Here is a 21727-nt window from a genome sequence, read left to right as displayed (position 1 = left end):
GGTGATTAGGATGAAACAACCTTTTTTAGCAGCAGTTCCCGTATTAGAAAGGTTAGAATCTGCTGGTTTTGAAGCGTATTTTGTAGGTGGTTCTGTAAGGGACTACCTTTTACATAAGGAGATAAATGATGTTGATATTGCAACCTCTGCAACTCCCGAGGAAGTAAAGCAGATATTTGATAAGACCATTGATATTGGAATTGAGCATGGAACACTTCTAGTTTTATATCAAAATCATTCGTACGAAATTACCACATTTCGAAATGAAGCAGAATACGAGGATTTTCGCAGACCAAAGGAAGTCACATTTATTAGAAGCCTGACGGAGGACTTACAGCGAAGAGATTTTACTATGAACGCGATTGCAATGAATAAGGACGGAAACCTAATTGACCCTTTCCAAGGCCAACTTTCAATAAGAAATCAAGTCATTCAAACTGTCGGAAAGGCAGCAGACAGATTTCAAGAAGATGCGCTAAGAATGATGCGTGCTGTCCGCTTTGTAAGTCAGTTGTCTTTTACAATTGAAGAAGAAACACTGAATGCATTGAAAAACCTAGTATACTTACTTGAAAATATAGCAGTGGAACGAAAACAAATGGAGTTTGAAAAATTACTAAGTGGTGCCAATCGAAAGCAAGCCATACAACTAATCCTCCAAACCAATATATACATCTATCTGCCAGGTTTAGCAAAACATGGGGAAAGCCTAAAGTTATTGTTAGAGTACAAGCTTGACAAATTAAACAAACGTGAACTATGGGCATTGCTCCTATTTTGTCTGAAAATCGAGAAAACGAAGATTGAGGGATTCCTTAGGGATTGGCGAATCCCATTAAAAGAGATTAGAGAGATTCAGCTCATTTTATATTACCTAAACAAGAGATTGGAAACTAGTTGGTCTCACTACGATTTGTATGCAGCAACAAAGGATATTTTTATTTCCTCGGAGCGCCTCTATCTTGTGATAAATGGCATAGAGGGAAATGAAAGTATTAAGGAATATGTAGAAATGTATGATGGACTTCCAATAAAAGAGCGATCTGAGATGGACCTAACAGGAACTGACTTAATGGACTGGTTTAACAAAAGCGGTGGTCCATGGGTGAAGGAGCTATTGTTTAAGGTTGAGCAAGCCATTTTAGAAGGCAGAGTAGATAATAATAAAAGGATTATTAAGGAGTGGCTGATGAAATGCAAACACAACTAAGGAAAGACCTGCTTGATGCCTTTACAAATGCAGGCGGATCTTACTTGTCAGGACAGCGTATAGCAGAATTACTTGGCTGCTCCAGGACAGCCGTGTGGAAGCATATAGAAGAGCTCCGAAAAGAGGGTTTTGAATTAGAAGCTGTACGCCGTAAAGGCTATAGAATTGTGAAAACACCTGAAAAAATAACTGCCGATGAATTAAGACTGGGACTAAAAACAATATTTATAGGCAAAAACGTTCACTATGAAGAAAGTGTAGAATCTACACAAAAAATTGCACACCGATTAGCCCATGAAGATGCTCCTGAAGGGACGGTTATTATTGCGGAGGAACAACTATCCGGCCGTGGAAGAATGGACCGCAAATGGCATTCACCTAAGTATACAGGCATTTGGATGAGCATTATCCTAAGACCGAACATCCCTCTGCCAAAGGCTCCTCAATTAACGTTATTAACGGCGGCAGCAATTGTTCAGGGAATTGAGGACATTACAGGGGTTCAACCGGAAATAAAATGGCCTAATGACATCCTTATTAACGGTAAAAAAGTAACGGGAATACTAACAGAACTAGTAGCCGAGGCAGATCGAATTAATTCAGTAATTATTGGTATCGGTATGAATGTTAATCAAACGAAAGAAGACTTTCCAGTCGAGCTTCAGGAAATAGCTACCTCGCTCTTACTTGAAAAAGGCGGAAAGGTTTCCCGAGCTGACTTAATTAAAAGCATTTTTATGAATCTTGAAAAATTGTACTTGCTATATCTAGAAGAGGGATTCTTTCCGATCAAGCTATTGTGGGAGAGTTATGCTATAAGTATTGGCAGGAAGATAACCGCGCGAACACTCACTCATACAATTGTAGGAAAGGCTCAGGGTATAACCGATGATGGCGTCTTAATCGTTGAAGATGAACTAGGTAAGACACACCACGTTTATTCCGCAGATATTGAATTATAAAGATTGCAATAACTGTTGAAAAAGAATGCTTGCGGAATACACGAATTTTTTTTATAATTCAAATAATGGGCGGTATCGCTTTCGAGCTGCACCTGAAACTATTTTCATAATTTAAAAGGTTTCTGCCTAGATCCGAATAACGGACCGGGACAGAGGGATAGAAATGCTTAAGAGTTCCAAGATCCTCTGCCTTCAGATGGATCTTTTATTATGCTCTTTTTTAATCCCCTCTTCCTACAAACAAGGAGGGAATGTTGATGAAGCAAAGTACAGATTTCTTAAAAATGAAAGAAAGTAATGAAAAAATCGTAATGCTTACTGCATATGATTACCCCTCAGCAAAGTTAGCTGAACAGGCTGAAGTCGACATGATTTTAGTAGGAGACTCTCTGGGTATGGTTGTACTTGGATACGATTCAACTGTACCAGTAACAATGGAAGATATGTTGCATCACGCGAAAGCAGTGAAGCGAGGAGCTAAGAATACATTTATCGTTGTTGATATGCCGTTCTTAACGTATCATTTATCCATAAAAGATACGCTCATAAACGCGGGCAGATTGATTCAGGAAACGGGTGCACATGCAGTTAAACTGGAAGGTGCAGAGGAAGTAATTGAAAAGATTTCAGCACTTACAAAGGCAGGTATTCCTGTTTGTGGTCATCTAGGGTTAACTCCGCAATCTGTTGGTGTATTAGGTGGTTATAAGGTACAAGGAAAAGATGCAGAAGCTGCAATGAAATTGCTTGAAGATGCAAAAAAATGTGAAGAAGCTGGAGCATTTGCTATCGTACTTGAATGTGTACCTAAGCAGCTTGCGGATGAGGTATCTAAGAACGTATCCATTCCTGTAATCGGTATCGGAGCAGGTGTTGATGTGGATGGGCAAGTACTCGTCTATCACGACATTTTAGGTTATGGGGTAGAGCGGGTGCCTAAATTCGTTAAACAATATTACTCATTAAATCCATTTATTATTGAATCCATCCAATCATATGTAAAGGAAGTAAAAGCGGAACAATTTCCTGAAGATAAACATTCTTATACGATGAAAGAACGAGAGCTTAGCGGACTTTACGGAGGAATAAAATGAGAGTTATCACCACAATTCATGAAATGCAAAATGAAATCAAGACACAGAAATCACTATCGAAATCAGTTGGATTTGTACCCACTATGGGATTTTTACATGAAGGGCACTTAACTCTATTAAAAAAAGCAAGACTAGAAAATGATATTGTGGTTTTAAGTATATTCGTAAATCCTCTTCAATTTGGTCCTGCAGAAGACTTCTCAACTTATCCAAGAGATTTTAATCGAGACAAATCCTTAGCTGAATGTGAAGGAGTAGACTTTCTTTTTTATCCATCAGTTGAGGAAATGTATCACCATTCATCTTCAGTCAGAGTAGTGGTGCAGGAAAGAACAGATGTTTTGTGCGGGAAATCAAGGCCAGGTCATTTTGACGGTGTTGCTACTGTTTTAACAAAGCTTTTTAATATTGTCCTGCCAACAAAAGCATACTTTGGGATCAAGGACGCCCAACAAGTAGCTGTAGTGGAGGGTTTGATAACTGATTTTAATTTTCCAATTGAATTAATAGCTGTAGACATCGTCCGAGAAGAAGATGGTCTTGCCAAAAGCTCCCGTAATGTTAATCTTTTGCCAGAGGAGAGAAGGCAGGCAGCGGTTATATATAAGAGCTTAATAGCAGCCAAAGCGGCGATAGAGGGAGGCGAACGAGACCCCCAGGTAATAAAAAGCTTAGTATCTGCCATGATTACCTCAGGATTTAAGGGACAAATCGATTATGTTGAGGTGTATTCATACCCACAGTTAAAGGATTTGGCGAAGTTAGATGGTACCTGTATTATCGCTGCAGCGGTTAAATTTTCAAAGGTAAGGTTAATAGATAATATCATTCTAGAGGTTAGCCAGGAAATTGGAGGAGCAAAATAATGTTTCGGCACATGATGAATGGAAAAATACACCGTGCTACTGTAACGGAAGCAAATCTAAATTATGTAGGAAGTATTACAATAGATGAAGATTTGCTGGATGCCGTAGGTATGACAGCTAATGAGAAGGTTCAAATTGTTAATAATAATAATGGTGCTAGACTTGAAACCTATATCATTCCTGGAGAAAGAGGGAGCGGTGTGATTTGCTTAAATGGTGCTGCCGCCCGACTTGTACAAAAAGGTGATATTGTTATTATCATTTCTTATTGTTTAGTGTCAGAAGAAAAAGTCCCAAGTCATCAGCCTAAAGTGGCGATTATGGATGAACATAACAGTATAAAAGAACTTATATATGCAGAACCAGCTTTAACCATTATGTAATGAATCCCCGATATCGGGGATTTTTCCTTTTTTGCAAATAATTTAATATACTATAGTGAGTAAGGTTTTCTTTTTCTTTTCCTATTTTTGTGATACGGTTTTATTGAAGGTTTGAGGTGTTATGTTGAATGTTAGATAAATTTGTTGTAGTAGATTTAGAAACTACAGGAAATAACCCCAAAAAGGGGGATAAAATAATCCAATTTGCCGCTGTGGTTATTGAAAACGGTAAAATCACGGGAAGCTTTTCCTCGTTAGTCAATCCCCAAAGGTCAATTCCTGCATTCATTGAAGAATTGACAGGCTTAGAGGACGAGATGGTAAAGGAAGCTCCATTATTTGCTGAAATAGCACCAAAGGTAAACTCTTTATTAGAGGGTGCTTATTTTGTTGCCCATAATGTCTTATTTGATTTGTCATTTTTACAGGAAGAACTAATTCAAGCAGGTTTTGAGGGCTTTTACGGATCCGTTTTAGACACAGTAGAGATGTCGAGAATTATCTTTCCTACTGCTGATGGTTATAAGCTGTCTGATTTAGCAGTTAGAGAAGATTTACAGCATGATCGGCCGCATCAAGCAGATAGCGATGCACAAGTAACCGCAGAGTTGTTTCTCATTCTTGTAAATAGACTATATCAATTGCCGCAAATGACACTCCGTCAGCTTTCCCAGCTTTCAGGAGGATTAAAGAGTGATTTACAACTCTTAATTGATGAAATTATTTTAGATATAGACAAAAATAATGAAAATTGGCATCAAGACCTTGAAATATGCCAAACCCTTGCATTGAAAAAAGTACCCAATCATATTGATTCTACAAGTTGTTCTTCCCAGGATGAGTACCAGTATCCTGCCAATGAGGAAGAAAAAATGAAGATGGTTAAAAAAGGTTTTGCAGCCTATGAAAATAGAACTGGACAATTTCAAATGATGGATGGGGTGTATCGAGCCTTTGAGTATGAAAATCATACACTTATTGAGGCTGGTACGGGTGTAGGGAAATCTATTGGATATCTCCTGCCCATTGCATATTTTGCAAGGCAGAAAAAACTTCCTGTTGTGGTGAGTACGCATACTATTCAGCTGCAGGAACAGCTGATACAGAATGAAATGCCTTTATTAACAAAAATACTTCCTTTCGAAGTAAAGTCTGTTTTATTAAAAGGCAGGAACCATTATATTAGTTTAGAGAAATTCGCCTTGTCGCTGCTAGAAGAAAATGATAATTACGATACCACCTTAACGAAAATGCAAATCCTCGTATGGTTAACGGAAACAAATACAGGAGATCGTGATGAACTGAACCTCTCTAGCGGCGGAAATATTTTTTGGAATAAAATCAAGAATGACCAATCAATCTTTGCGATGAATAAATTTTGGCAAGAGAAGGATTTTTATTTACGTGCTAAGAACGAGGCTCAGAATGCAGACATCATTATTACGAATCATTCATTGCTTTTAAGTAACCTATCAGCTGAAAAGACTTTCTTGCCAGACTTTGATTATGCCATAATCGATGAAGCACATCATTTTGAAAAGGTTGCTGGTCAATATTTTGGAGTGACATTAGATTACCTCACCACTCGTTTGCTGTTAAGTCAATTTGGTCAATTTGAGCAGCGGCTTTTATTTCATGAGTTTGAAAACATACTTGATGACCTAAAAGTAAACAGAGAAGATTTAACTGCAACAGTAAAAATTAATCAAATAGCAGCAGACCTTTCCTATGAAATGGATGAATTTTTTAAACTAATTGCACTATATGCAAAATCACATTCAGCGGAAAGAAGAGGCCAGTATCGGGCGAAAGTACGATTTTCGCATGACAGTGGAGGTAAGGAGAGACATGCTCTTGTACATAGTGCCGAGAGGTTTGCCTTTCTTCTAAAAGACTTACAGAGTGCGATTACTGAACGATTAGAGTTAATCAAGAACATGAAGGAATCTCTAAGTACTAAGCAAAAAGGCAAGATGGAGGAAATTATTTCCTTCAGGAACGAAATAGAAGAACTTAGAAGCACTGTTCAAGACTGCTTTATTAAAAAATCTAATGATGTTAAATGGATTGAAATTGACTTTCGATCACAACAGAATGTAACGACTTTCTATGCACAGCCTGCATTTGTTGCGGCTTCGTTACGAGAAAGATTTTTTAGCATTAAAAAAGGGGTTGTCTTAACTTCAGCTACCCTGACAGTTAATAACTCGTTTGACTATTTGATAAAAGAGATTGGGCTTGTCAAAGACTCTACTTTGACAATGAGTATCCCTTCACCTTTTGATTATAAAAATCAAGTAAAGCTTTTAATACCTGAGGATTTACCAGAAGTAAATTCAACGAGTCTAGAGGATTACGTCATTAGTATTACAGAGCATATTATCACGATTGCTGAGGCAACAAAGGGCAGAATGTTAATTCTTTTTACAGCTCACGATATGTTAAAGAAAACATACGAACTTATAAAAGAAAGTGGATTTCTAGATGATTTTGCGATGATTGCTCAAGGAATTACCAGCGGCAGCCGCTCAAGGTTAACGAGGAACTTTCAACGTTATGAAAAAGCTATTCTACTAGGGACTAGCAGCTTTTGGGAGGGTGTAGATATCCCTGGAGAGGATCTATCCTGTCTGGTGATTGTAAGGCTGCCCTTTAGTCCCCCAGACGAACCGCTGACAGAAGCTAAGTGCCAATTAATCAAACAACAGGGCGGAAATGCTTTTACGGAATATTCATTACCTGAAGCAATTCTAAGATTTAAACAGGGCTTTGGACGTCTTATACGGACAGAAAAAGACCGGGGGATACTGATGGTTTTTGATAAAAGAATCATTACCACTAAATATGGAAAAGATTTTTTAAAGTCAATACCAACAATCCCTATGAAAAAGGGAAAAATTGATGAGTTAGTTGAAATTATTTACAAATGGCTATAATGAAATTTGGAAAAATTACACATCCTAATAGTATTGGAGGTATGTGTATGAAAATGTTATTTCTTGTGGCAGCAATCTTTTTTCAATTGAATTCGATTGGAAGTGCCTCTTCTTATAATTATGGTAATGTTGAAAATATCGATTTGAACTTGAAAGACCATGAGATTGCTGTTACTTTCTTAGGCTTAGGTGATGGTGAAGCGACCCTTATTCAAGGTTCCACTGGAGAAAATATTTTGGTTAATACCGGTGGAGATGAAACAAGTGAAGAATTGCGGGAAGTGCTTGGCACATATGGAGTTAAAGAAATTTCAACAATAATCATTACAGATACTCAAAATCTATTTGTTGATGAACTTTCACAAATTATTTCACAATATAAAGTAAGACAATTGATCTCAACCCCTGAAATAGCAAAGAAATTATCTGGTATTTCAAAAGTTGAAGTAATTCCTTGGACAGAAGGGACAACTCAGGTCCTGTTTCCAGATTTATCTGCAGAGGTTCTTTTTGCAGGAATGGAAAAAAATGAGGGGATTGATTTTACGCTGCAATTTTTTAAGCATCGTCTTTTTTTGATGACTTCCTCTAGTCAGCAAGTGGAGGAGAAATTATTAACGAAAAACCTAGATGACATTACTATTTTTAAGGTACCTAAATGGGCTAAGGAAGATTCCTTATCGGAGAAGCTCATTCAGTATGTTAATCCACAAATATCGATTCTCTTTGAATCAGAAGAACATACACCTGACCCTGATATTATCTATGACTTGCAGGATACATGGTCAGAGGTCTTTTTTACAAAAAAGCATGGTACCATTACAATTAAATTTACTGAAAATAACTATGAAGTATTCACCTTTCCAGTAGAAAAGGAAGACTATAGCTGATATTATTGCTTTAGAGAGATAAAGGAGGAATAGTATGGAATCAAAAATAGAAGTCCTCTCAACTGTTAAACTTCAGCATAGTCCAGAACTATACAAAATTGTTGATGCCCTCAATCGAACATTAAAACAAAAGGACTTGATGTTCGGACTGGCACTCGACCAAGAAGATCAAAGCAAGGCAGTTTTTACCATCTATCGTACATAAAGAAGTGGAGTGCAATGAAAAAAATTATTTTATTTCTCGTATTATTTATAGTAATTGGTGTAGGGGTTTTTATTAAAGTTTATGCTAATGCTCAAGAACCGCTAAAGGCCGCAGAAGAAAAAGCAGTTACTTTGGCAAAGGAAAAGGTCGAGTTTGATGTTCTAGAGGATTTTCATATCTACCATGGAATAGAGACCGTCAATGTTCTAGAGGGAAAGAATAAAAAAGGCGAAAATATCATCGTTTGGATCCCTGAGAAAAACAAGAAAGTGATATGGGAGAAACGGAAAAATGGCATTTCAAGAGAAGATGCTGTCCAAAGACTAATGGATGAAAAAAATCCAAAAAAGATTATTTCTGTGAAATTAGGAATGGAAAATAATATCCCATTATGGGAAATTTATTACCGTTCTGAAAATAATTTAATAAATTATTATTATGTACACTTTAAAACAGGTGAATGGCTAAAGAAAATCGAAAACTTATAACTTCATGGGAGCAGGAGGAGAAGAAATGGCAGTGAAATTAGCAAACAGAGTAATGGCGCTTACACCGTCAACAACATTAGCTATTACAGCAAAGGCAAAAGAATTAAAGGATCAAGGGGAGGATGTAATAGGCTTAGGAGCTGGAGAACCTGATTATAACACTCCACAACATATTTTAGATGCAGCAGCACGGTCTATGAATGAAGGACATACGAAATATACCCCTTCTGCTGGCTTACCAGCTTTAAAGGCGGCAATCATTGACAAATTAGAAAGAGACCAAGGTCTTTCCTATAAACCAAATGAAATCATTGTAGGGAACGGAGCAAAACATGTATTATATACTCTTTTTCAAGTTCTCTTAAATGAAGGTGACGAAGTTATAATCCCTACTCCTTACTGGGTAAGCTACCCTGAGCAAATTAAATTAGCTGGTGGTGTACCTGTTTATGTAGATGGGTTAGAATCTCAGGATTTTAAAATTACACCTGAACAATTAGGATCTGTGATAACAGATAAAACGAAAGCAATTATTATCAATTCACCAAGTAATCCTACAGGAATGATCTATACAGCAGAAGAATTGGCTGAGTTAGGTAAATTATGCTTAGAAAGAAATATTTTAATCGTCTCAGATGAGATTTATGAGAAGCTTATTTACGGCGATCATAAGCATGTATCGATTGCTCAGCTTTCTCCGGAGTTAAAGGAGCAGACTATTGTGATCAATGGAGTTTCGAAATCCCACTCCATGACAGGATGGCGTATCGGTTATGCTGCTGGAAATAAGGAACTAATAGAAGCAATGACAAACCTTGCTAGTCATAGCACGTCAAATCCAACTACAACTGCTCAGTATGCAGCCATTGCTGCCTATAATGGACCCCAGGAACCAGTTGAGGAAATGCGTAAGGCATTTGAACATCGATTAGAAGTGATTTACGATAAACTAGTATCGATTCCTGGATTTACATGCGTTAAGCCTCAAGGTGCTTTTTACTTATATCCAAATGTAAAGGAAGCTGCGGAAATAACAGGTTATCAAGATGTGGATGCATTTGTAGAAGCATTATTGGTGGAAGCAAAAGTAGCAGTAATCCCTGGATCTGGGTTTGGTACACCAGATAATATCCGCCTATCCTATGCAACCTCACTTGACCTTCTAGAAAAAGCAGTGGATAGAGTGAAGGATTTTGTGGAGTCAAAGCGTCAACATTAAAATATTGGATTTTCAATAAAAAGTCTGCAATTGCAGGCTTTTTGCTTTTCTTATAATATCTGGATATTTCAATCCTCTTACTGTAAGAGGTTGTTCATGTTATACTAAGCAAGAGGTGTCGCGAAAAATGAAAACAAATATATTATCATGGCTGCAGGAAGGTAATATAACAGTTCCTGCTTTGTTATTTTCTGAGTACCGAAATATGAATCTAAATGAATATGAACTTGTTCTTTTATTAAATATTATGACTTTTATAGAAAAGGGAAATGATTTTCCAACCCCAGAAGAACTCTCATCCCGGATGACAATTACGGTGTCAGAATGCAATGAAATGCTGCGAAAATTAATCCAAAAAGGCTTTATCCAAATAATAGATGAATACTCCTCAGAAGGAATCAGGTTTGAAAAATACTCCGTAGGAACTTTATGGGAAAAACTTGTAGACCAGTTTTTAATGAAAAACAAACAAACCCAAGAAGTCACTAAAAAGGCGGATGAAAGTGATCTTTATACATGCTTCGAAAAGGAGTTTGGCCGTCCGTTATCCCCGTTTGAATGCGAATCACTGGCTATGTGGATGGATGATGACCATCATGATCCAATCATCATTAAGGCAGCTTTGCGAGAAGCTGTCATGTCTGGAAAGTTAAATTTTCGTTACATCGACAGGATTCTGTTTGAATGGAAAAAGAATGGTATAAAGACCATTGAACAGGCTAAGAATCATGGGAGAAAGTTTCGTCAAAAACAGACGCAAAATCGACCGGTACAAGATCCTCAGGCCTCTACGAACAATTCTGTGCCCTTTTACAATTGGCTTGAGCAATAAGTCTTACTAAACGAGAGGAGAGTTTCTCTCGTTTGTTTCCATTTTATAACCAACAGGCAGGTGAAATACTTTGTTAAACAATACACAGATCCGGTTTTGTCTAGATAAAATGGACGAGATGTTTCCTGATGCACATTGTGAGCTGATTCATTCAAATCCTTTTGAGCTCGTGATTGCAGTCGCATTATCTGCACAATGTACGGATGTTCTCGTCAATAAGGTAACAAAAGAACTATTTAAAAAATATAAAACACCAGAAGATTATTTACGTGTACCAGTTGAGGAACTTCAAAATGATATTCGTTCCATTGGACTATATAGAAATAAAGCTAAGAATATCCAAAGTTTATGCCGTTTATTATTGGATGAATACGATGGAGAAGTGCCAAGAGACCGAGATGAATTAACCAAACTGCCTGGAGTCGGCAGAAAAACAGCCAATGTAGTAGTTTCGGTGGCTTTTAATATTCCTGCGATTGCTGTCGATACACATGTTGAGCGCGTGAGTAAGCGATTAGGAATCTGCCGCTGGAAGGATTCCGTATTAGAAGTTGAAAAAACGCTGATGAAGAAGGTACCAGAGGATGAATGGTCTGTGACCCACCATAGATTGATTTTCTTTGGCAGATATCATTGTAAAGCTCAAAACCCACAATGCCCCAGCTGTCCTTTGTTAGAGCTTTGCAGGGAGGGTAAGAAAAGAATGAAGGGGAGGGAAACAGTAAGTGGATAACAAACTCCTTATTCAACTTTTAGAGGAACTGGACTTAGAGAATACCGATGAAAAAGTGAATGATGAAGCTATTTCTTGCCTTTTAGCGGATTGGGTTCATATTAAAAAGGAATTAGAGATTCTATATCGGAATCGCGATCAAAAAAGTACAACTCAAGGGATGAAAAAGGGGATTGGTTTATTCATCCAATTTTTATTTTGGGGAAATGAAAAGGAGATTAATCTCAAAGATTTTGAGCCTCTAGAACGTTTAGAAATTAAACCTGTCAATCTTGATGAAAGGTTAGGATTCATCATTAGAAGACCAAATCTTTATCATTCTTATCGACAGCTCTCCGAACTGATGGTAGAACAAGAAAAACTTTATGCAAAGAAGAATATCATAAAAAAGCGTCTTGGCCCAAAGGGCTAGACGCTTTTCGTAGTTAATATTAGTTTTCTGTTTCATTGCTGTTGCCATTGCCGGGTTCAGTCGTTCCAGGTTCAACCTCATCCCCATCACCATCCCCGTCACCATTACCATTACCATTACCATTACCATTACCATTACCATTACCATTACCATTACCATTACCGTTACCATTACCGTTACCGTTACCACCATCGCCGTTACCGTTACCGTTACCATTACCTTGATCCTCTTCGTCTTGTTGTGGCAGAGGTATATCGACTGCAGCTGTAGCAGGGTCACTTCGTTTACCATCAATAATTGCAACAATACTAATGGAATACTTGGTACCAGGCACAGGATTTTGAAGTGAAACGACTCTTTCTGTAATTGTTGATGTAGTTGGTGCTGCACCATCAGAAAGGGTAATTTCGAATTGGACACCAGCATTCTTTGGATTGTTGTAATCCCATGTGAATGTCACCTCATTTTTTCCTGCATCATAGGCTGCTTTAGGATTCCTTGGAGCATCAATCTTGTGATATTTTTCTGAGACTGTTTTTGGGGCATGACCTTTTACAGCATACTCTACAATTACTTCACTATCAGGCGTAAATTCACTTGCTAATGCAGGCGGCTTAGAGCCCTTTTCTACTCTAACCTTCTGGACACTATCCGGTACTGGGAAATCCGGTGTCTCGATATCTTTTGACACATATGCCATTAGATTCTTAAAGATTAGCTGTGCTATTTTTTGATCTGCTCCTGGTTGAATAGGCGTTTTTATACTTGAATATCCCGTCCAAACGGCTGCTGTATAATTTGTGGTATAACCAGCAAACCAAGCGTCAGGAACTACCCTGCTGCTCGTAATATTCCATTTGTTCATATCTTCTGCTGTATAATTCGTCGTACCTGTTTTCCCTGCAATTGGAAGTCCTGGAACTTTTGCGGTTGTACCTGTTCCTGGAGAAACCATAACGCTCTTTAACATATCAGTAATCATGAAGGCGGTAGAATCCTTCATAACCACTTTGGACTCTGGGGCAGTGTCTAGGACAGTGCCATCTCTTAGGACAATTTTTTTCACAGAATACGGCTTTGTATACATTCCGTTATTTCCAAAAGCGCTGTAGGCTCCTGCCATTTGAAGCGGAGAAACTCCTACAGTTTTCCCTCCAAAGCCGCCAATAGCATAGGATTCAAATATTTCCTTTAAAGGTATTCCCAAGTTAATAGCAAATTCTTTAGCCTCTTCTAAACCAACCTGCTGAAGGGCTTGAACTGCAGGGGTATTTCTTGAATACTGTAAGGCAGTACGCATTGAGATTGGACCCATATATTTGTCATCCCAGTTTCCGAACTCTTGACCAGTTGAGTACTTTATTGGTTTATCATCAATTGTTTGATACGTCCCCCAATTTAGATATTCAATTGCAGGAGCGTAATCTAGTACCGGTTTTATAGTTGAACCAGGCTGTCTCTGTGTATCTATCGCGTAGTTAAAGCCGCGGCTGACTTCTTGGTTTCGTCCTCCGCCAATCGCACGAATTTCACCAGTTTTGGTATCAATAAGAGCAACACCTGCTTGGAATTCTGCGTCCGGATAATTTATGACATCACCTGTATTAAGAATGGTATTCACATACAATTGTGCGTTTTTATCAAGTGTAGTATGAATGGTTAATCCATCAGAGAAAATATCAAAGTCTCCTTGATCCTCCACTTCATCAATAACGGCGTCAACAAATGAATCATAAGGTTTTTCGTCTCTAGCTCGTTCTTCTTCTTTTACTAGTGAGGCAGTCACTGGAACACTTTTAGCCTGTTCCAATTCCTCTTTCGTAATATAGCCATGCTGTTCCATTAACATTAAAACAATATTACGTCTCTTTTCTGCTAAATCTGGATGGTCAAATGGGTTGTAATTATTTGGACTTTGCGGCATTCCAGCAAGCTGTGCGGCTTCTGGAAGGGTTAGATCTTTTAATTCCTTACCATAAAAAATTTTTGCAGCCGTAGCTAGTCCATGACTGTTTTCAGAAACAAAAACTTTGTTCACATACATTTCAAAAATTTGGTGTTTCGTATATTTTTGTTCCAGCTGATAGGCCATCCATGCTTCCTGTACCTTTCGCTTCAAGGTTTTTTCAGGAGTCAAAAATGAATTTTTAATTACCTGCTGAGTAATTGTACTAGCACCTTCTGAACCAAATCCTTCACGGAAATTGGCCACTACTGCTCCAGCCAATCGAATAGGGTCCAAACCATGATGCTTATAAAATCGAACATCCTCCACAGCTAAAACAGCATCCTCAAGGAGTTTTGGAATATCCTTATAGTTTACATATTCACGATTTTCGGAGCCAACCTCTGCAATCAGCTCGCCATCTTTATCTAATACCTTAGAAGAGATGGGGTCCTTTAATAATTTCGGGTCAAGTTTAGGTGTATCCTTTACTAAATAAGCAAAAGTACCAACACCAGCCAAAATTCCAACTATGCCAAGAGCAACAAGGGATAAGAAAATCTTTTTAATGATACCGCTTGGTTTTTTCTTCGTTTTTTGTTTACCTTTGGATTGTTGGAGTTTTTTCCGGCGCTCCTCTCTTGATTGAAATTCTTCTGCCATGATAAAATTCCTTCCTTTCATACATCAACCATTTTCATAAATACTATAATTGAAAAAGAGTATCGATTATTTTAATATAGTCAATTCTAGGTTGAAATCCAAGTGGAATGAAAACTCCCATTTGCTCGATTTCTTCCTTTGTAATTGATTTTCTCCCTCCATTATTCATTCTTTCCCAAAAAGATAACAAGTGTTTTGCTTCTAGTAAATATACTTGTTCACCCTTTGAAAACCTGAGAATTACAAAACAAATGCCACCATGAGAAACAACTTCCTGCATATGATCGATTTGATGCTGATGAAAGTTTTTCAGAGGAAACGACGTTGTATTTGCAGTTTCCTTAGCCTCAAAATCGATATATTTTCCTTTATATACCCCATTATAGTCAGTGGTCGAAGCTTGTTTAAAATAGGCTTCTTTGATAACAGCTGCACTTCTTTTTGGATAATCCACCTGAACAATTTGTACAGGTGTAGGCTTTTTGTGAATAACAGCAATTTTTCTCTCACGGTAATATTCATTGGTTTCGTTCAAATCATCTTCAAGAGTCATTCCTCGATTACTGAAGGAATGATTACTTTGTTTTCTGGGCTTAGATTTTGTTTCACTAACGTTTGGAATGTACCTTTTTCCGTTTGGATAATTAAAATTCATGATAAGCGCACCTCTCAAGCTATTACTTATCATACCAAATCTAAACGCAATAGGGGTGTATAAAATAATTAACTAAACACACGCTAATAAAAATAATGTACCTTGACTCTTAAAAAAATGCATGATTCTTTTTTCATAAATAATCCATTCTCTAAAACTACCAATGATGAAAGCAGTTGTTGAATATGAATCATCTTACAATACATGAGATTGAGATCATCAGTCAAATTAAAGCCGAAAGAACTAAAAAGAATCTTGACAATATTTCAAGAACGGATGCTTACTTTGCTTATTTCAAAAAAAACCCAGATATTATATGGTCATTCCTTGCAAGCATGGTATCAAGAAATGGGGGATGGAATATGTGTGATCTGGAGGGACATGTATTTAGAGAAATATTAGATCCAAAAACAAGAAAAGACTTATTTCTGACTTTTGAAAGAGCCAATTGGTTAATTTTCCACGACGTTTACCCTCAATTACTGATCTATCAATATTCGACGAAAAAAAAGGCGCCTATGTTTCATCTTCTCCCATACTTTAAATGTTCTGATTTTATTAGAAAGGAGTGGGAGCGGTATTGGAAGGAAGGAAATCGGGAACGCCTTACCACGGCGTTAATTATAAATGAGCAGAATGTAATTCATACTCCCGTTATTGGGCACCCAGTTTATAAAAAGAGAGTTTTCAACTCGTGGATATTTAATGTACAAGATTGGCTTCATTTCAGCTGTGTCCTATTTCCTACTTGTGGGGGAGAATTATACGGTGCAAGTGTAAATGGTTTTAAATCACTTTCGAAACGTATTAATCTTGGTAAGAGGTTAGCAAGGATCTTGACTCATCCTCGGCTTTTTCCTTTTTTTTTCGAGTTTGCTGAAAAAACTCCGCACACTGGGTCACGTAATGATTATGAACAATATTTTAAGACAAAGAGCAGCCGGATTACTCCGATATTAAGAGCAGTTTTCCCCATTGTTGATCACACTCATTATGAGTATGAGGATTGGAGCAAGAATCGAGTAATATCACCTGGATGGTTATATTTCCAAGCAAAACATCGTCATCCCATTCACTTAACAGACTGGTACTTTGAAAAATCAAATCAGCTTGAATTAATGCTAGCCATACACAAGACATCCCATATAAAGAAAATATAAAAAGCAAGGCCTAATGCCTTGCTTTGTTTACGGCCTTACTCAGCAGGACGATTTGGTCCTTCTAGTTTTTTATCACCATAGCCAACTTTATTTTCTACTTGTGCTGCGCCAGATTTTTTGTTTTGTTTCTTTTTGGACATTATCAACACCTCCAATTTTAGCTTGTTCGATTTTCCATTTTTCATGCGAAAATGAAGTGATGTCGAACAGAAAGGTAAGATATGCCAGATTGGCACTTTCTTTGACGAAACCCTTCTAGTTTTGTCATCGGGGAAGGAAGCGTTAATTATAAAGAGAATAGTACTAAGTAAATAACGCGGGGAGGTTCTAAATTTGATGAATTCGTCATTGCCGGAAAAGGTAAAGTTGCTTTCTATGCTGACTGAGATCTACGATCAATTAGAAGAATTGGAGATTGTTCTAGAAGCATCTTTCTCAGACCTTCGCATTCAAATGAATACAGAAGAGCAAAAAAAATTATCTGCGCCTGTCCAAAGACTCACCATGCTTGAAAAAGAATTAGATAGGATAAATCCACCATCTCACGGCCATAATAATTCCGTATCCAGAGCACTTAAACTTGAAATGGGCTTTTAATTACCGATAAAATAGAAAGAAACAATTGAGTAGCTTTTAAAAAAAAGCTGCTTTTTATTTTGCTGGCTGTGTTAAAGCGAATTTTTGATATTGACACTCTGTTGGTTGGAGCGGAAGGCACGAAGACTCCTGCGGGAGGACGGGGCAGGGGAGACCCCACAGGCGCTTAGGCGCCGAGGAGGCTCCCCGGACCGCCCGCGGAAAGCGAAGTGCCTGGAGTGGAAACCAACAGACAATTTAAACACAGCCATTGTGAAAGTAGAAAGGAAATAAAGGCGATGTCTGAAGAAATACTCCAATTAACAAAAAAATTGCTTAACTACAACACATTATTTATGGAATACTACAATGAAGCTCGAGAGAATGGGACCACCCATGACTTTCATGAAGTAATAAAGCCATTTGCCAATGAAGTAAACACTGCTGCAAATGAATGGGCAGCTTTGATGAAGAACTGGCTGGCAAAAAGCCCGCAAAAACATTTACATCCTAAACAAATTGATACCACCTTAGAACATATTGAACAGTTATCCATTCAGGCGTTTTTTCCTAAAACAAGCAAATCAAGATTTCTAAATGCTAATCGGACGGTTGAATATTTTCTTTTAGAAATTTTGAAAGAACTGGAAAAATAAAAAAGAGATGCAAAAATGCATCTCTTTCAAGGCTTGTCTGGTTGTTAATTTACTTTTTTTATGAATTTTCGATGAGGGAGTCTTCCTTATAGTTGTCTGGAATTACAGCACCTTGTGCTTCGAGCTCACGTACAAGAAGACGGTATTCTTTAATGTCAATCTCGTTGTGAATATAGGCCTTCTTCGCAAAATCCATTAGTGCGTTAACATCATCAGTATTATAGTCCCGACTTTGATTAAATTTGCTTTTAAGTGAGCGAATGTCCATATGTAATTCCTCCTTCATCATTTTTTTAATAGTAACATGAAAAAAAAGGATTCCTAGTTTTTAAAATATTTAAACTTTAGACAAAATTCTCCGTGATTTGACATTGAAATCTATTTAAATATATGCACCTATCACCACCATCTAACATAGTGTGTAGTATTGAAAATGCGGAGGAGATGTTTGCCCATGTTTGGTAAAAGTAGATCAAATCACTATCTATATCATGGATACTCGGGGCAAATCAATTACAGGAGACCTAACTATAACCAATCAAATTTTCAAGGTATGTTACGTAATCAACCATACCAAAACCAATCAGTACAAAGCATGGAATGGTACCCATATCAGTCAAATTCATACTACCAACAGCCCTTTCAACCAGGATATCAACCCAGTTATCAACCATATGGAGCAGCTTATCAAACTGGTAGTATACCTCAACAAATGCCTTATCCTACAGGACAGTACCCTGCGAAGGATGCACAATTTCTATTTCAAAATCCACTCCAGCCTAAAGAGGAAATAGCATCAAGTCAGTATAATCCGCAGATGAATGGTTACCCTGTTATGAACCCATATCCTAAACCAAATGGAATGCTGAAACAGCCTGGGGGTATTCAATCCCTTATGAATTCTTTTAAATCACAAGATGGTACAGTGGACGTTAATAAGATGGTGAATACAGCAGGGCAGGTGGTAAATGCAGTAACCCAAGTATCATCGCTCGTAAAAGGTCTAGGCGGGATATTTAAAGCATAGAACAATAAAAAGACGGCCAAAAGCCGTCTTTCTTATTGGGTATTTGTCGAAAAATTTATGTGTTGATTATATATATCTGGTCTATTAGTCCTCTATATTTATCGTTTTTCCTCTTACTTGTGGAATTCGAATGGTTAGTAATCCGTCTCGATAAGAAGCCTTAACCAGTTTCTCATTGATGGCTGCAGGCAAGGGAATGGTCCGTGAAAGTTTTTGTTGTGAAACCCTTTTTTGAAAAAAGTGGTTATTTAGATCTTCTTTTGTTTCCATTTCTTTATTCTCAACTGAAATACTTACATAATTAGGTAAAATATTTAGACGTATCTGTTCCTTTTTAACCCCCGGAAGCTCTGCTGTAATAATGTATTCTTCCTCTGTTTCCCTCACCTCAACAGGAAAAGCTCCACTAGGAAACGGACTGTTAAAAAATTCATCAATTGATTGTAGAAATCCCTTTACTGGCTTTTCATGAATAAAATCATTCATAGTTCTAAAAAAATCACGAAACTGCTCAGGTTTTAATTTCTTATTGTTGTTTTGTTCACTTGGAGGCATGGAAGACATTAAACTTTCCCTCACTTTCCGTATTTTCTCACCATATCATATGCAATAGGCGATTCTATGTGCGCGTCATAAGTTCGAGACAAAATTATGAACCTTTTATTACAACGCTATTTTTAGTGAGAAATGTCACATGAAATATTTTCTAGTATTTGTATCCTAAGTAAGTAATTTACGAGAAAGTGAGGGAACAAAATGTTCTGTAATCAATGTGAACAAACACCTGTCGGCGGCTGTACCGCAGTAGGTGTATGTGGAAAAGATGAAACGATTTCAAGCCTGCAGGATACGATTATTTACGGATTAAAAGGAATTGCAGCTTACCGGACACATGCCAATCAGCTGGGGTATACAGATTCATTTGTCGATACCACTACCCAAGAAGCTCTTTATATGACATTAACTAATTCAAATTTTAATGTTCAAGAACATATCGAAATGGCAATGAAAGTGGGGAAGGCGACTGTCCGGGTAATGGAAGTGCTTGATGAAGCCCATACGAAGCGTCTAGGTATTCCTGAACCAATTCTTGTCAGCCAAAACAAAATTGAAGGAAAATGTATTGTTGTTTCGGGTCATAACTTATTTGCACTTGAAGAATTACTTAAGCAGACGGAAGGAAAAGGCATTAACATTTATACACACTCCGAAATGCTCCCAGCACATGGGTACCCGGCATTAAAGAAATACGCTCATTTAAAAGGAAATATCGGAAAGGCATGGTATGACCAACGACGTCTTTTTGAAATGTTCCCAGGTGCGATTTTGGCAACGACGAATTGTGTAATGCCTATTAAAGGTACATATGCTGATAGGATGTTTAGTTATGAAATAGCAGGTCTCGAGAATGTACAAAAAATCGTCAATGATGATTTCTCACCATTAATCGAGAGAGCTCTTGAGCTTCCGAAAGCGGATATTCATTCTGACGAAACCTTGCTGACAGGGTTCCATCATGAAACCGTTCTTGGACTTGTTCCAGAAGTGATTGAGGCTGTAAAGGCTGGGAAAATTAAGCGGTTCTTTGTCATTGCAGGCTGTGACGCGCCTGGGCCCGGAGGACTGTATTATCGTGAGCTTGCAACTTCACTGCCTCCGGAAGCAGTTATTCTAACGACCTCTTGTGGGAAGTTCCGCTTTAATGATGTGGATTATGGAGTTGTACCTGGAACAAACATCCCTCGTTATCTCGACTTAGGGCAATGTAACAATTCAGGTTCAACAGTTAAGATTGCAATGGCGCTTGCTGATGCATTTGACTGTGAAATTAATGAGCTGCCTGTAAGTATTGTTCTTTCTTGGTTTGAACAAAAAGCAGTTGCGATCCTATTAGGTCTCTTCAGCCTAGGAATTCAAGATATTCGAATTGGGCCTAAAGCGCCTGATTTCATCTCTGAAGGAGTATTAAAAGTTCTTCAAGAAACCTTTAATTTAAAGTTAATTGGAACTGCACAGGGAGACATGGCAGACATGCTTCAGCTTTCAAAAGTATAGAAAGAAAGAACCGCAGCGTCAAAATGGCTGCGGTTTGTTTTTTTATATTAGATTAATTTCTGAGAGCAGGACATCTATATCCAGGATCATATTTCCATGGTCATCAACTTCAATTAATTCATCCTTTTTCATTTTTGTCAGCGTTCTGCTGATAGTTTCACGAGTCGTTCCAATCATACTGGCCAAATCACGGTTGGTAAATTCAGATTTAAGCAGGATTGTCCCATCCTCTAATTCCTTTCCATGCTTTTGCCCAAGGCGAATGAGTAATTTGATAATTTGCTCATATGTATTATTAAGTATTTGTTCTTCTAATCGGTTCTGTAAATCAACAATTTTTTCCCCGAGAACTTTAAATACCTTAATACTTAGTTCAGGATACTCAATGAGAACACCTTCAAATTTTGAGATAGGAACAGCAATAAGCGTTGCGGGTTCAAGAACTTCGGCATAAGCAGGGTAACTGCCTTTTCTAAAGAAACCCACATGTGGAAACATTTCACCCTTTTTCATAATGGCAACAATTTGTTCTTTTCCATGAATATCACTTTTATATACCTTAATTTTTCCATTATATATAAAATAAACATTTTCTAAGGGATCACCTTGAAGAAATACATGACTTTGCTTTTTCCACTCTCGAGCAATAGAAATATTAGCAATTTTTGTTAACTCATAGTCATCTAGTTCCCTAAATAGCATGAACTCAGAAAGAACCTTTTTAATATCTTCAATTCTCATGCTCCACCTCCACAGACGA

General features: G+C 37.6%; 23 protein-coding genes. 18 read left to right on the top strand and 5 right to left on the bottom strand.

The features are described from left to right. Window positions 1–10: 10 nt before the first annotated feature. From H0184_RS06215 to H0184_RS06155, 13 genes are all read left to right on the top strand, one after another. On the top strand, window positions 11–1210 hold the full coding sequence (locus H0184_RS06215) for a CCA tRNA nucleotidyltransferase (RefSeq protein ID WP_221822642.1): 1200 nt from the start codon (window positions 11–13) through the stop codon (window positions 1208–1210). Then, the gene (locus H0184_RS06210; RefSeq protein ID WP_221822641.1) at window positions 1195–2172 is read left to right on the top strand and encodes a biotin--[acetyl-CoA-carboxylase] ligase; all 978 of its coding nucleotides are present in this window, start codon (window positions 1195–1197) and stop codon (window positions 2170–2172) included. The genes H0184_RS06215 and H0184_RS06210 overlap by 16 nt, the downstream gene beginning before the upstream one ends. A gap of 257 nt (window positions 2173–2429) precedes the next feature. Continuing rightward, window positions 2430–3266 (top strand): 3-methyl-2-oxobutanoate hydroxymethyltransferase, encoded by an 837-nt coding sequence (panB, locus tag H0184_RS06205; protein ID WP_221822639.1) that lies wholly within the window; start codon window positions 2430–2432, stop codon window positions 3264–3266. Next, window positions 3263–4132 carry a pantoate--beta-alanine ligase gene (gene panC, locus H0184_RS06200; protein ID WP_221822637.1) on the top strand — a complete coding sequence of 290 codons (870 nt, stop codon included), beginning with the start codon at window positions 3263–3265 and terminating at the stop codon, window positions 4130–4132. Before panB ends, panC begins: the two co-directional genes overlap by 4 nt. Next, entirely contained in the window at window positions 4132–4515 is a 384-nt protein-coding gene (gene panD / locus H0184_RS06195; RefSeq protein ID WP_221822634.1) for an aspartate 1-decarboxylase, read from the top strand. The genes panC and panD overlap by 1 nt, the downstream gene beginning before the upstream one ends. Window positions 4516–4643: 128 nt before the next feature. Beyond that, on the top strand, window positions 4644–7451 hold the full coding sequence (dinG, locus tag H0184_RS06190) for an ATP-dependent DNA helicase DinG (RefSeq protein ID WP_221822632.1): 2808 nt from the start codon (window positions 4644–4646) through the stop codon (window positions 7449–7451). 47 nt (window positions 7452–7498) lie between these two features. Continuing rightward, on the top strand, window positions 7499–8341 hold the full coding sequence (locus H0184_RS06185; RefSeq protein ID WP_221822629.1) for a ComEC/Rec2 family competence protein: 843 nt from the start codon (window positions 7499–7501) through the stop codon (window positions 8339–8341). 34 nt (window positions 8342–8375) lie between these two features. Then, window positions 8376–8546 (top strand): YpmA family protein, encoded by a 171-nt coding sequence (locus H0184_RS06180; protein ID WP_221822627.1) that lies wholly within the window; start codon window positions 8376–8378, stop codon window positions 8544–8546. A gap of 14 nt (window positions 8547–8560) precedes the next feature. Next, window positions 8561–9034 carry a cell wall elongation regulator TseB-like domain-containing protein gene (locus H0184_RS06175; protein WP_221822625.1) on the top strand — a complete coding sequence of 158 codons (474 nt, stop codon included), beginning with the start codon at window positions 8561–8563 and terminating at the stop codon, window positions 9032–9034. A 25-nt stretch (window positions 9035–9059) separates the two neighbouring features. Then, window positions 9060–10253, top strand: coding sequence for a pyridoxal phosphate-dependent aminotransferase (locus H0184_RS06170; RefSeq protein ID WP_260631466.1), 1194 nt, complete (start codon window positions 9060–9062; stop codon window positions 10251–10253). A 127-nt stretch (window positions 10254–10380) separates the two neighbouring features. Further along, entirely contained in the window at window positions 10381–11085 is a 705-nt protein-coding gene (locus H0184_RS06165) for a DnaD domain-containing protein (protein WP_221822623.1), read from the top strand. A 70-nt stretch (window positions 11086–11155) separates the two neighbouring features. After that, a complete protein-coding gene (gene nth, locus H0184_RS06160; RefSeq protein ID WP_221822622.1) occupies window positions 11156–11818 on the top strand; it encodes an endonuclease III in 663 nt (220 codons plus the stop codon). After that, entirely contained in the window at window positions 11811–12230 is a 420-nt protein-coding gene (locus H0184_RS06155; protein ID WP_221822621.1) for a YpoC family protein, read from the top strand. The genes nth and H0184_RS06155 overlap by 8 nt, the downstream gene beginning before the upstream one ends. Before the next feature lie 19 nt (window positions 12231–12249). On the opposite strand, the gene H0184_RS06150 is transcribed toward H0184_RS06155, so the two are convergent. After that, complete coding sequence (locus H0184_RS06150; RefSeq protein WP_221822620.1) at window positions 12250–14838, bottom strand: penicillin-binding protein 1A; 2589 nt, start codon at window positions 14836–14838, stop codon at window positions 12250–12252. Between the two features lie 43 nt (window positions 14839–14881). Continuing rightward, window positions 14882–15493 carry a Holliday junction resolvase RecU gene (gene recU, locus H0184_RS06145; RefSeq protein WP_221822618.1) on the bottom strand — a complete coding sequence of 204 codons (612 nt, stop codon included), beginning with the start codon at window positions 15491–15493 and terminating at the stop codon, window positions 14882–14884. A 185-nt stretch (window positions 15494–15678) separates the two neighbouring features. Here recU and H0184_RS06140 point away from each other — a divergent pair, with 185 nt between their 5' ends. The 3 genes from H0184_RS06140 to H0184_RS06130 all read left to right on the top strand — a co-directional run bounded on the left by H0184_RS06140 (window position 15679) and on the right by H0184_RS06130 (window position 17885). Continuing rightward, window positions 15679–16653, top strand: coding sequence for a DUF2515 family protein (locus H0184_RS06140; protein ID WP_221822616.1), 975 nt, complete (start codon window positions 15679–15681; stop codon window positions 16651–16653). Between the two features lie 333 nt (window positions 16654–16986). Beyond that, window positions 16987–17250: a hypothetical protein gene (locus tag H0184_RS06135; RefSeq protein WP_221822614.1), complete on the top strand. Its 264-nt coding sequence runs from the start codon at window positions 16987–16989 to the stop codon at window positions 17248–17250. Between the two features lie 278 nt (window positions 17251–17528). Further along, window positions 17529–17885, top strand: a complete 357-nt coding sequence (locus H0184_RS06130) for a YppE family protein (protein ID WP_221822612.1) — start codon at window positions 17529–17531, stop codon at window positions 17883–17885. A gap of 58 nt (window positions 17886–17943) precedes the next feature. On the opposite strand, the gene yppF is transcribed toward H0184_RS06130, so the two are convergent. Beyond that, window positions 17944–18153, bottom strand: coding sequence for a YppF family protein (gene yppF, locus H0184_RS06125; RefSeq protein ID WP_221822611.1), 210 nt, complete (start codon window positions 18151–18153; stop codon window positions 17944–17946). A gap of 186 nt (window positions 18154–18339) precedes the next feature. On the opposite strand from yppF, the gene H0184_RS06120 reads away from it, so the two are divergent. Beyond that, a complete protein-coding gene (locus H0184_RS06120; protein WP_260631465.1) occupies window positions 18340–18912 on the top strand; it encodes a YppG family protein in 573 nt (190 codons plus the stop codon). An 84-nt stretch (window positions 18913–18996) separates the two neighbouring features. On the opposite strand, the gene H0184_RS06115 is transcribed toward H0184_RS06120, so the two are convergent. Beyond that, on the bottom strand, window positions 18997–19476 hold the full coding sequence (locus H0184_RS06115) for an Hsp20/alpha crystallin family protein (protein ID WP_221822610.1): 480 nt from the start codon (window positions 19474–19476) through the stop codon (window positions 18997–18999). 192 nt (window positions 19477–19668) lie between these two features. Here H0184_RS06115 and hcp point away from each other — a divergent pair, with 192 nt between their 5' ends. Continuing rightward, window positions 19669–20967, top strand: coding sequence for a hydroxylamine reductase (gene hcp / locus H0184_RS06110; RefSeq protein WP_221822609.1), 1299 nt, complete (start codon window positions 19669–19671; stop codon window positions 20965–20967). Between the two features lie 42 nt (window positions 20968–21009). Here the strand turns inward: hcp and H0184_RS06105 are convergent, their stop codons facing one another. Next, complete coding sequence (locus H0184_RS06105) at window positions 21010–21708, bottom strand: Crp/Fnr family transcriptional regulator (RefSeq protein WP_221822608.1); 699 nt, start codon at window positions 21706–21708, stop codon at window positions 21010–21012. Window positions 21709–21727: the final 19 nt, after the last annotated feature.

It is taken from the genome of Neobacillus niacini (assembly GCF_019749295.1).
Classification (GTDB): Bacteria; Bacillota; Bacilli; order Bacillales; family Cytobacillaceae; genus Neobacillus; species Neobacillus niacini_D.
This window is presented reverse-complemented; position numbering and strand designations above follow the sequence as displayed.

Bases quoted from the DNA above. Each gene is read 5' to 3' on its own strand.
- H0184_RS06115 (WP_221822610.1), bottom strand. From the start codon at position 19,476: ATGTCTTCCATGCCTCCAAGTGAACAAAACAACAATAAGAAATTAAAA.
- H0184_RS06140 (WP_221822616.1), top strand. From the start codon at position 15,679: ATGAATCATCTTACAATACATGAGATTGAGATCATCAGTCAAATTAAA.
- H0184_RS06120 (WP_260631465.1), top strand. From the start codon at position 18,340: ATGTTTGGTAAAAGTAGATCAAATCACTATCTATATCATGGATACTCG.
- H0184_RS06130 (WP_221822612.1), top strand. From the start codon at position 17,529: ATGTCTGAAGAAATACTCCAATTAACAAAAAAATTGCTTAACTACAAC.
- hcp (WP_221822609.1), top strand. From the start codon at position 19,669: ATGTTCTGTAATCAATGTGAACAAACACCTGTCGGCGGCTGTACCGCA.
- panC (WP_221822637.1), top strand. From the start codon at position 3,263: ATGAGAGTTATCACCACAATTCATGAAATGCAAAATGAAATCAAGACA.
- H0184_RS06215 (WP_221822642.1), top strand. From the start codon at position 11: ATGAAACAACCTTTTTTAGCAGCAGTTCCCGTATTAGAAAGGTTAGAA.
- H0184_RS06175 (WP_221822625.1), top strand. From the start codon at position 8,561: ATGAAAAAAATTATTTTATTTCTCGTATTATTTATAGTAATTGGTGTA.
- H0184_RS06170 (WP_260631466.1), top strand. From the start codon at position 9,060: ATGGCAGTGAAATTAGCAAACAGAGTAATGGCGCTTACACCGTCAACA.
- H0184_RS06165 (WP_221822623.1), top strand. From the start codon at position 10,381: ATGAAAACAAATATATTATCATGGCTGCAGGAAGGTAATATAACAGTT.
- H0184_RS06105 (WP_221822608.1), bottom strand. From the start codon at position 21,708: ATGAGAATTGAAGATATTAAAAAGGTTCTTTCTGAGTTCATGCTATTT.
- recU (WP_221822618.1), bottom strand. From the start codon at position 15,493: ATGAATTTTAATTATCCAAACGGAAAAAGGTACATTCCAAACGTTAGT.
- H0184_RS06185 (WP_221822629.1), top strand. From the start codon at position 7,499: ATGAAAATGTTATTTCTTGTGGCAGCAATCTTTTTTCAATTGAATTCG.
- yppF (WP_221822611.1), bottom strand. From the start codon at position 18,153: ATGGACATTCGCTCACTTAAAAGCAAATTTAATCAAAGTCGGGACTAT.
- panD (WP_221822634.1), top strand. From the start codon at position 4,132: ATGTTTCGGCACATGATGAATGGAAAAATACACCGTGCTACTGTAACG.
- H0184_RS06180 (WP_221822627.1), top strand. From the start codon at position 8,376: ATGGAATCAAAAATAGAAGTCCTCTCAACTGTTAAACTTCAGCATAGT.
- panB (WP_221822639.1), top strand. From the start codon at position 2,430: ATGAAGCAAAGTACAGATTTCTTAAAAATGAAAGAAAGTAATGAAAAA.
- H0184_RS06210 (WP_221822641.1), top strand. From the start codon at position 1,195: ATGCAAACACAACTAAGGAAAGACCTGCTTGATGCCTTTACAAATGCA.
- dinG (WP_221822632.1), top strand. From the start codon at position 4,644: ATGTTAGATAAATTTGTTGTAGTAGATTTAGAAACTACAGGAAATAAC.
- H0184_RS06150 (WP_221822620.1), bottom strand. From the start codon at position 14,838: ATGGCAGAAGAATTTCAATCAAGAGAGGAGCGCCGGAAAAAACTCCAA.